This is a genomic window from Nocardia sp. NPDC003979 (genome assembly GCF_053605015.1).
Window position 1 is genome coordinate 187,045 of sequence record NZ_JBSGIJ010000001.1, and the last position, 10,798, is coordinate 197,842.

General features: G+C 70.2%; 4 protein-coding genes. All 4 read left to right on the forward strand.

What is annotated here, in order from left to right:
* Window positions 1-198: 198 nt before the first annotated feature.
* Genes ACWEVR_RS00755 through ACWEVR_RS00770 form a run of 4 tightly spaced genes read left to right on the forward strand, consistent with a single transcriptional unit; the run spans window position 199 to window position 10,714 of the window.
* On the forward strand, window positions 199-951 hold the full coding sequence (locus ACWEVR_RS00755; protein ID WP_067641071.1) for a thioesterase II family protein: 753 nt from the start codon (window positions 199-201) through the stop codon (window positions 949-951).
* The gene (locus ACWEVR_RS00760) at window positions 948-2,261 is read left to right on the forward strand and encodes a beta-ketoacyl [acyl carrier protein] synthase domain-containing protein (RefSeq protein ID WP_452465280.1); all 1,314 of its coding nucleotides are present in this window, start codon (window positions 948-950) and stop codon (window positions 2,259-2,261) included. The genes ACWEVR_RS00755 and ACWEVR_RS00760 overlap by 4 nt, the downstream gene beginning before the upstream one ends.
* The gene (gene nbtC, locus ACWEVR_RS00765; protein WP_452465281.1) at window positions 2,254-5,592 is read left to right on the forward strand and encodes a nocobactin polyketide synthase NbtC; all 3,339 of its coding nucleotides are present in this window, start codon (window positions 2,254-2,256) and stop codon (window positions 5,590-5,592) included. The genes ACWEVR_RS00760 and nbtC overlap by 8 nt, the downstream gene beginning before the upstream one ends.
* Before the next feature lie 13 nt (window positions 5,593-5,605).
* Window positions 5,606-10,714, forward strand: coding sequence for an amino acid adenylation domain-containing protein (locus ACWEVR_RS00770; protein ID WP_452465282.1), 5,109 nt, complete (start codon window positions 5,606-5,608; stop codon window positions 10,712-10,714).
* Window positions 10,715-10,798 lie beyond the last annotated feature (84 nt).

Genomic DNA, 10,798 nt, shown 5'->3' on the forward strand with positions numbered 1-10,798 from the left:
TATACTAATGGGTTGATGCTACTGTTGCCCGACCGATCGCCCGGTGGTTGCCGGAGCGCGCCCGGAGCTGGTTCGGGCTCGGCGGCAACAACATTCGCCCCGGTCCCGGACGACTGCGCCGGGTAGGCCCGTGTCCGGGCCCGGCGAGAGATAGTGCGAAACGGCCGCAGCTGGACGCGGTCGGTGAGGGAGAGCGACATGGCAAGAGAACTCGGCTGGATCAGGCAATTCCAGGCCCCCCGGACCGACTCCCTACCGCCACTGATCGTCTTCCCGCACGCGGGCGCGGGCGCATCGGCCTACCGGGTGTTCGCCAAGCGTATGGCGCAGGACTTCGACACCGTGATCGTGCAGTACCCCGGCCGTCAGGACCGCCTGCGCGAACCGGCCGCCGAGACGCTGCCCGAACTGGCCCGCGGCGCCTTCGAGGCCTTCCGTGGCTCCGCCCGCGACACCGGCGCCCCGATCACCGTGTTCGGCCACAGCATGGGCTCCATCGTGGCCTTCGAATTCGCCCGGCTCGCCGAGGCCGCCGGGTTGTCCGTGCGTTTGCTGGTGGTTTCCGCGGCCGCCGCGCCGCAGCGGATCGCCGAGCTACCTGGTCATCCGACCGAGGACGAGGAATTGCTCGACCACATGGCCGCCCTCAACGGCACCGGCGCCGACGTGATGGCCAGCCGCGAGGTGATGCGCATGGCGCTGCCCGTGCTCAAGGCCGACTACCGCGCCTTCGACGCCTACTCCTGCGATGCGGGCGTGCGCGTCGCCGCACCCGTGCTCGTGCTCGGCGGCGACGACGACCCGTTCGTCGGCCCGCGCGACCTCTACGGCTGGGACCAGGCCACCACGGGCGAGGTGGAGGTGAACCTCTTCGCGGGTGGGCATTTCTACGTCGACGAGAACATCGACGGCATCGCCGAGGTGCTGGCCGGACAGGCGCTGACCCGATGAGCGTTGATCCCATCGTCATCGTCGGTATGGGTGTCGAGGCCCCCGGCGGCATCGAATCCCTGCCGGATTTCTGGTCCGCGCTCGCGGGCGGCCGGGAACTGATCGGCCCGTTCCCGCGCGACCGTGACTGGCCGCTGGCCGAACTGTTCGCCCTCGGCAGGCTCGACGGTTGGGCACCCGTCCGCGACGCCGGTGGATTCCTGGACGGCGCGACGGAATTCGACGCCCAGTTCTTCGGCATCACCCCGCGTGAGGCGGTCGCGATGGACCCGCAGCAGCGGGTGGCGATGCGGGTGGCGTGGCGCGCGCTCGAGCACGCGGGCATCAACCCCGGTGCGCTCGACGGTGATCCGGCCGGTGTCTTCATGGGCGTGTCGATCACCGAATACGGTCCGCGCGCGGCGGGTGTGAACGAGTACAGCGGATACCGGGGCACCGGCACCGCGCTCGGTGCGGTGGCCGGGCGGATCTCGCACGGGCTCGGCCTGGTCGGCCCGTCGATCAGCGTGGACACCGCGTGCGCGTCGTCGCTCACCGCCGTGCATCAGGCCGCGTCCGCGATCCGGGCGGGGGAGTGCGACTGGGCGCTGGCAGGCGGCGTGTGCGTGATGGGCACGCCCGGCGCGTTCTACGAGTTCTCCAAGAACAATGCCCTGGCCACCGACGGACACTGCCGCTCCTATGCCGCCGACCCGACCGGCACCCTGTGGGGTGAGGGCGCGGGCGTGATCGTGCTGGAACGAGAGTCGCGCGCGAAGGCGCTGGGCCATCGGATCTACGGGCAGCTGCTCGGTTCCCGGGTGAACCACAACGGCGCCGGTGCGCCGATCGCCGTGCCGAGCGCGGACGCACAGCGGCGACTGATCGAGGCGACCGTGGCCGCCGCGGGGGTGAGCGTCGACGATATCGGCCTGATCGAGGGCCACGGCACCGGAACCGCCGTCGGCGATCCGCTCGAATTGACCGCGCTCGCCGCGACTTACGGCAACACCGATCGCTCCGATGCCCCGCTGCTCGGCTCGGTGAAGTCCAATGCCGGTCACGCGCAGGCGGCCTCGGGCATGCTCGGGCTCATCAAGGTGCTGCTGTGCGGTGAGCACGGCACCATCGCGCCGAGTCTGTGGGCGGATCGGCCGACCACCGATATCGACTGGGGCGCAACCACTTTGCGTTTGGCGGCCGAGGCGACCGAGTGGAAGCCGCGCCCGGACGGGCTGCGCTACGCCGCGGTGTCGTCGTTCGGTGTCGCGGGAACCAACGCGCACGCCATTGTCGGCCTGCCGGTGCTGGAGGAAACCAATCATGGCTGAGTACCGTCTGCCCGACGGCAGCGTTCCTGTTCTGCTGTCCTCCGACAGTGCCGACGGGCTGCGTGCGGAGGCTGCCGCGCTGCGTGACTACGTCGACGCGCACACCGCGGTGACACCGGAACGGCTGGCCGACATGCTGTTCCGCACCCGGATGCCGCGCCGTCGGCGGGCGCTGATCATGGCCCGGCCGTCTACCGGGGGTCCAAGGGGCGATCAGTCGCCCGCGCGGGCAGATGGCGGAGCCTGGAACGGTGTCGAACCCCCATCGGCTGAGTTGCGGGCGGCGCTCGACGCCATCGCGACCGGTGCCGAACACCGTGACGTCGTTCTCGGTGACGTCCCCGCGAGCTCTCGCCGCATCGGTTTCGTCTTCCCCGGTCAGGGCAGCCAGCGTCCTGGCATGGGTGCGCTGTTCTACGCGCAATCGCAGGCCTACCGCACCGTCGTCGACGAGTGCGCCGCCATCCACCACGAACGGTTCGGCCACTCCCAGCCGATGCACTACCTGCTCGGCGACGAGGGGCAGTACGAGGACACGGTGTGGGAAGTGCAGCCCGCGCTGATGTTCCACATGACCGGCCTCGCCGCGCTCTGGCGGGCCGCGGGCGTGGCGCCGCAGGCGACGATCGGGCACAGCCAGGGTGAGCTCGCGGCCGGTGCGGTGTCGGGTGTGATGACCCTGCGCGACGCGGTCCTCGCCGTCACCCACCGCGCCCGCCTGGTCGAGCGCATCTCCCCGCGCGGCTACTCGATGGCCGTGCTCGGTATGGACCGCGAGTCCTGCGAGGCGTTGCTTGCCAGGCATTCGGGCTGGGCCGAGCTGTCGGTGGTGAACTCGCCGCACATCCTTGCCATCTCCGGTGACCGCGAGACCATTGTCGATCTGGTCACCACCGCCACCGAGCGCGGGCAGTTCGCCCGCGAGATCCGCGTGGCCTACCCCGCGCACACCTCCATCGTGGCCGAGCTGCGCGCCGATTTCGTGGACATGCTCGGTGACGAGATGAGTGGCACGCACTTCACCGAATCCGAGATCGATTGCTACGGCGCGACTCTCGGCGCGAAGATCGGCTCCGACCTGAATCACCAGGACTACTGGTACTGGAACCTGCGCAACCGGGTGCGTTTCGACAAGGCCGTGATCGCGGCGGGCAGCGATGGCGTCGACCTGCTGATCGAGGTCGCCGAACACCCGGTGCTGCAGCTGGCCCTGCAGGAGAACCTCGGCCTCGTGCCGTCGCGTCCCGGCCTGCCGCAGCGCGACTTCCGTGTCCTCGGAACGTCGCTGCGCACCGCCGAGGGCCTCTCGGAGTTCACCCGCAATCTCGCCCAGGTCGCGGTGCTCGATGCCGGGTACCGCTGGGACGCGCTGCAGGTGGACGACACCATCACGCTGCCGCTGCGCGACTTCCCGCACACCGTCACTGCCCCGAAGCGCCTCTGGGCTGCCCCCGACGAGTCGGCAACCCCGCCCGAACTCGTGGTCACCACGCCGAAACCCCAACGGCTGGTAGAACAATGGACCCCGCTCCAGCGCCGCACCCTGACCGCGCCGCGCAGCCTGCTCGTCGTGGACCACACGGGTGAGTGTGCGGCTCTGTCCGCCGCCCTGGTGAAGGCCGCGGATCGTCACGGTGCCGAGGCTCGTGTGCTCGGCCCGGCCGAACTGAAACCGGCTGTCGGCGCGGGCGCCGAGGCGAACGATCGAGGATCCGCAGCCGATGCGATGAGCTCAGCCGCACCCGGCGAAGAGCATGCCGTGCCCGGCGACGCGCGCGGACTGCCCGACTCGGTGCGTATGCAGGCGTTCGATTCCGTCGTTGTCCTGCTGCCACCCTCGGCGGCCGACGACACCGCGACGGCTGTCGAGGCGCTCACCTCCTTCTACGCCGAACAGGTATGGACCCCAGCGCTTTCCGTGCTGCGTTCCGGTGGTGAATGCTGGCTGCTGACCGTCGGTGGCGAGGCAGTGCACGACAGCGATCCGATCCCCGGTCTGTTCCAGGCGGGCGTCGCGGCCGGGTTCCGCAGCGTCGGTATCGAACACCCCGGCACTGTCTTCCGCCATCTCGACCTCGCCGCGAACGAGGATCCGATCGCGCAGGCGGCCAGGATCGTCGGTGCGGTGCATTCCAGTGGTGAGTCGGAGCTGGCGCTGCGAGCGGGCAAGCTCTTCGTCAAGCGATTGGTGGTCGACGAGGCCGCCGAAACCGGTTCGCTCGCCGAGGGGCTCGATCATGTGGTGATCGTCGGGGGTACCGGTCAGCTCGGTCTCCGTTTCACCGATCAGCTGGCGCGTACGGGCACCGGCCGTGTCACCCTGCTCAGCCGCAGCGGTGAAACCCCGGTCCTGGCAACGGAACTGGCGCGTCTGCGTGGTCTCGGCACCACCGAGATCGTCGTGCGGTCCTGTGATGTGAGCGATCCGGAATCGGCGAAGGCCTTCGCTGCCGAGATCGCCGATCGCCCGGCCGACCTGGTGATCCACGCTGCCGTGAACTACGTCGACGCCGAACTCGACCAGGTCACCGCCGAGGCCGTCCGCACCGCCGCCCGCGCCAAGCTGCACGGCCTCGACACCCTGATCGACACCGTGCCGCTGACCACCGACTGCCGTGTGCTGCTGTGCTCCTCGATGGCCGCGACCATCGGCGGGCGCGGCCAGATCCTGTACGCGGTCACCAACCGCATGCTCGATGTCGCCGCCCGCAGGCTGCGCGCCCGTGGGATCGCGGCGGCCAGCCTGCAGTGGGGACTGTGGAGCGTGGCGGGCCCGCTCGACGACGCCGGGTTCGCCCGCGTGGAAGAGGCCGGCGTGTTCCCGATGGACCCCGCCGACGCCATCGAGGCGGGCTTCACCGCGCCGGTGCGCGACGGCATGATCATCGCCGCCGACTGGGACTTCCTGCGCGAGGTACTCGGCGCGTTCGGCCAGGACAGCGTGCTGACCGGACTCGAGTGCGCGACTGTACCGGGTTCCGCTGTCGCGCCGAAGCCTGCGCTGGTTTCGCTTGTCTCCCAAGAGATTCCGCCCACGTCCGCGCAGTCTTCCGTGGCCGTATCCGCCGAATCGGCTGCGCAGCCCGACAACTCCTCGCTCGAGTCGCGCATGCGTACCGAACTGCTGAAGGTGATCGGCGGCGACAGCGCCGAATCCATCGACGCGACCATGCCCTTGGTCGCCCTCGGCCTGGACTCGTTGCAGGCCTTGGACTTCCGTAAGCGCGTGAAGGCGGAGCTGGACCGGGATCTGCCGGTCGCGGCGATTCTCGGCGGCGCGTCGCTCGACGACGTCGTGCAGCTGATGGCACAGAACACCAACCAGGGCTAGGGGCCGAAAGAACATGTCAGACACCGAAGCCACCCTGTCCGTCGCGGAACGCCGCAAGCAGCTGTTGCAGCAGAAGCTGCGCGAGCGCGGCATGGCCGCGTCCACCGCACCCGTCGCCGTGCCGCGCATCGCGGCGGGGGAGCACCGCCCGCTCACACCGGGCCAGCGCCGCATGTGGTTCCTGCAGACCCGCGACCCGCAGGACACCGCCCTCAACATCTGCGTGGCCTACCGCCTCACCGGCCCGCTCGACGCCGACCGCCTGCACACCGCGTTCGACGCCGTCGTCGCCTGCCACGACATCCTGCGCACCACCTACGGAGTGGACGCCGAGGGCGAACCGTTCCAGGTGTTCACCGCCGACGCCCGCGCCGAGTGGACCACCCACGACCTGACCGACCTCGCCGAATCCGGCCGTGACCTGCGAGTGGAGGTGCTGGCGCAGCGCGAGTTCAGCCGTCCCTTCGCCCTCGGCACCGAGCTGCCGTTGCGCGCCACCCTGATCCGCACCGGCGCCGACCAGCACGTGGTGCTGTTCACCATCCACCACATCTGCTGGGACGACGACTCCTGGGCGGTGTTCTTCACCGAGCTCAATGCCGCCTACCGAAACCCGGCCTCGCCGGCAGGTGATGGGAGTTCGGCCGCACCGACGGGAACCGTGCAGAACGGGGCGAGCGAGGCGACCGTGCAGTTCGCTGCGATCGCGCCGACGGCGGAACCGGCCGACGACGACGTGGCCTACTGGCGCGACGCCCTTCGCCCCCTGCCCGAACCCCTGGAGCTGCCCGGCTCGGCCTCGGCCACCGCGGGCAGGCAGGCGCAGCGCCGCACCCACCGGCTCCCGGCCGACCTCGTCACCCGCACCGAACAGTTCGCGCGCGAACAGGCCGCGACCCCGTTCATGGTGCTGCTGGCCGCCTTCGACGCCCTCGTGCACCGCTACACCGCCGCCGACGACTTCCTCGTCTCCATCCCCGTCACCGACCGCCCGGCGGGCACCGAGCAGCTCATCGGCTACTTCGGCAACACCCTGCTGCTGCGCGCGGGCATCGGCACCGGCGACGACTTCACCACCCTCGTCGCCGCCGTTCGCGAGACCTGCACCGGTGCGTTCGCGCGACGCGGTGTGGGTATCGATCGTGTGGTGCGCGAAGCGAATCCGGACCGCGTCGCCGGTCGCGACGGTCTCGACCAGTTGGTCCGACTCGGCTTCAGCGTGCGCAAAAGCGCCGACGGTTTCGCCATCGACGGCGTCACCTCCACCCTGCTCGAACTCGGTGCCGTGAGCGCGCAGGTGCCGCTGGCCTTCGCCGTGGTGCTCGACGCCGACGGCACCGCCGTGGTCGAGGCCGAATACCAGACCGACGTGTTGTCCGACGCCCTGGTCGATCAGTTGCTCGGGCACTTCGGTGTGCTCCTCGACAGCGCGTTGCGCGAGCCGACCCGCAGGCTGCGCGACCTCGAGATGCTCGCCGCCGACGAGCGCGCCGCACTGCTCGACCGCTCCCACGGTCTGCTCGTCGACCAGCCGGCCACCACCCTGGTAGCCCTGTTCGAATCGGCCGCCGCCGCATCGCCCGACGCGCTCGCACTGGTCTCCGACACCGCCGAACTCACCTACGCCGAGCTGCACACCCGCGCGAATCGCCTGGCGCACTGGCTGATCGGGCAGGGCATCGGCACCGAGGACATCGTCGGCCTGCGCCTCGGCACCTCGGTGGAGTTCATCGTCGCCGTGCTCGCCGTGCTGAAGGCAGGCGGCGCGTACCTGCCGATCGATCCGGCCTACCCGGAAGACCGCATCGAGTACCTCGTCGAGGACGCGAACCCCCGATTGCTGCTCGGCGCGGTCGAATTGGCCGCCGCCGAGGAGACGGCAGCCGAGCTGTCCGGCTCGGCGCCGACCGATGCCGACCGGTTGCGCCCGCTGCGCCCGGCCAACCTCGCCTATGTCATCTACACCTCCGGCTCCACCGGCAAGCCCAAGGGTGTTCCGGTGCCGCACAACGCGATCGCCGAGCACATCGTGTGCTTCTCCGCCGAGTGGGACATGACGCCCGCCGACCGGATGATGCAGTCGTCGTCGGTGAGTTTCGACGCCTCGCTCGCCGACATCGCCATCCCGCTGTCGGTCGGTGCGCAGATCGTGGTGCCGAAACCCAAGCCGTTCCGCGACATCCGCTACGTCGCCGACCTCATCACCCGCCGTCAGGTGACCGTGCTGCACATGGTCCCGTCGATGCTGAGCACCTTCCTGCTGTTGCCCGAGGTGAGCGAATGGCGTTCGCTGCGTCAGGTTCCCGTGGGTGGTGAGGCGCTGCCCGGCGAGGTGGCCGACCGCTTCGCCAACACCCTGGAAGCCGAACTGCGCAACCACTACGGGCCTACCGAGGCCGTGGTCTGCTCGACGTACATGCCGGTGCACGGGCCGCAGGGGACCGGCGTGGTGCCGATCGGCGTGCCCAACCGCAACGTCTACACCTACGTCCTCGACGAGGCGCTGCAGCTGGTGCCCGACGGTGTGGTCGGTGAGCTCTACCTCGGCGGCGATCAGCTCGCCCGCGGTTACCTCGACCGCCCCGCGCTGAGCGCGCAGCGTTTCGTCGCCGATCCGTTCACCTCCGGCGCACGGCTGTACCGGTCCGGTGACCTGGTGCGCCGCAACAGCTTCGGTGAACTCGAGTTCGTCGGCCGCGCGGACGAACAGGTGAAGGTGCGTGGTTTCCGCATCGAGCTCGGTGAGGTGGAAGCCGCCATCGCCGCGCACCCGTCGGTCGCCCAGTGTGTGGTCGTCGTGGCCGAGGATCCGGCCATCGGCGCCATGCTCGCCGCCTATGTGGTGCCCGCCGAGGGGTTCATCGACCTCGAGCAGATCCAGGCTTTCGCCGCAGCCGGTCTGCCGGACTTCATGGTGCCCAGCGCGTTCGCGGTGATCCCGGAGGTCCCGCTCACGGTCAACGGCAAGCTCGACAAGCGCGCACTGCCCGCCGCCACCCCGGCCGTCGCGCGCACCCACCGCGCGCCCGCCACGGCCACCGAACGCAAGATGTGCGCCCTGTTCGGCGCCCTGTTCAATCTCGACGAGGTGGGCGCGGAGGACTCGTTCTTCGAACTCGGCGGACACTCGCTGCTCGCCGCCCGCCTGGTCGCGCAGGTCCGGGCGGAATTCGGCATCGAACTCGACGTGCGCGTCATCTTCGACAGCCCGACCCCCGCCGCGCTCGCCGCGAATCTGGTCGCCCGATTCCTCGCCGAGTTCGACATGGACCTGGATGCGGTCGATTCCGATGTCGACGAGGCGGCCGAACCGGCGCCCGCGGCGAGCGCCGATGCGGTCGCTGCGGCACCGACCACCCGCCCCGCGATCGGTGGCCGACCGCGCGGCGAGCGCGTCCCGCTGTCGTACTCGCAGCTGGCCATGTGGTTCCAGTACCGCATGGAAGGTGCGGGTTCGGTCGGCAACCTCCCGCTGGCCATGCGCTTCGACGGCCCGCTCGACATCGCCGCATTGCGCGCCGCGCTCGGTGATGTCGTGGCCCGCCACGAGTCCCTGCGCAGCACGTTCCCGGAGCACGAGGGCGTGCCCTACCAGGTGATCCACCCGGCCACCGAGGTCGCACTGCCGGTCAGGCAGATCGCCGCCGACCAGGTGTCGGCCGAGCTGGCCGAGATCGCCCGCTACGCGTTCACCCTCGACGGCGAGCCGCTGCTGCGCGCCGAACTCCTCGAACTCGACGCCAACACCCACGTGCTGTCGCTGCTGGTGCACCACATCGTCGCCGACCACGCCTCCTTCGGTGTGCTGCTCGACGACCTGACCACCGCCTACCGCGCCCGCAGCGAACAGGGCAGCGCCCCTGCCTGGGAGCCGCTGCCGATCCAGTTCGCCGATTACGCCCTGTGGCAGCGCGAGCTGTTCGACCAGGCCGCGCCGAGCGAATTCGCGCAGGCACAGATCGACTTCTGGCGCACCGCGCTGGCCGGGGTGCCCGACGAGATCTCGGTGGCCCACGACCGTCCGCGCCCGCCGGTGCTCGGCAAGCGCGGCGAGGTGGTCACCTTCTCGTTGCCCGCGAGCGTCCGATCTGGTCTCGAATCCCTCGCGAAAGGCAGTGGCGCAACCGAATTCATGGTGTGCGAGGCCGCGGTCGCGACTCTGCTGCACACCCTCGGCGGCGGCACCGACATCACCCTCGGCACGCCCGTCGCGGCACGCACCGATCCGGCCACCACGAACCTGATCGGACTGTTCGCGAACATGGTCGTGCTCCGCAACGATCTGTCGGGCGCGAACACCTTGCGCGACACCGTGATCCGGGCCCGCGATGTGGTGCTCGATGCCAACGCGCACCAGGAACTGCCGATCGAGCGCCTCGTCGAGGCACTCAATCCGCGCCGTTCGCGGTCGCGGAACCCGTTGTTCCAGAGCATGATCCACTTCCGTGGAGCGGACTGGGCGCCGACCACCTTGCCGTTCGCGACCTCGGGTGCCAGCACGGTCACCGTGCTGCCCGCCGACTTCGACGTCTCGTTCCTCGATCTGAACCTGAGCCTGAACGTGACCGTCGAAGGCGGCATGGACGTGCGCGTCGTCGTCAACGCCGACCTGTACGAACCGGCCACCGCCGCGCTCATCGCCGACGCCCTGGCCGCCACCCTGCGCGCCTTCGCCGACAACCCGGACCAGCCGATCGCCGACCTGCGGGTGCTGCCGCAGGCCGACCTCGACCGGCTGCTCGCCGTCCCGGCGCCCGTCGCCACGACGGCCGCCGCCGGGGGAGCCGCCGATTCGGACACCGAGCGCACCCTGATCGCCCTGATCGAGGAGCTCCTCGAGATCGACGACGTCACCGGTGACGACAACTTCTTCGCCCTCGGCGGCGACAGCGTCATCTCCATCCAGTGGTCGGCCCGTGCCGCCGCCCAGGGACTGCCGCTGACCCCGCAGATGGTGTTCGAGTGCGCGACCATCACCGAACTGGCCGCCGCCGTCGACGCCGCTCCCCGCGAGGCGGAAACCGAAGAGCCCGAACAGGTCACGCACGCGCCGATGAGCGCGTCCGGCCTCGACTCCGACGCCCTGTCCGCCCTCACCGCGGCCTGGTCCGCACAGGGATGAACAACCCGACATCCGCGCCGCACCTGTCGGGTACCAGCCCGGCACGGTGCGGCGCCGCATGTCGACCGGGTCTCGGCTATCCGA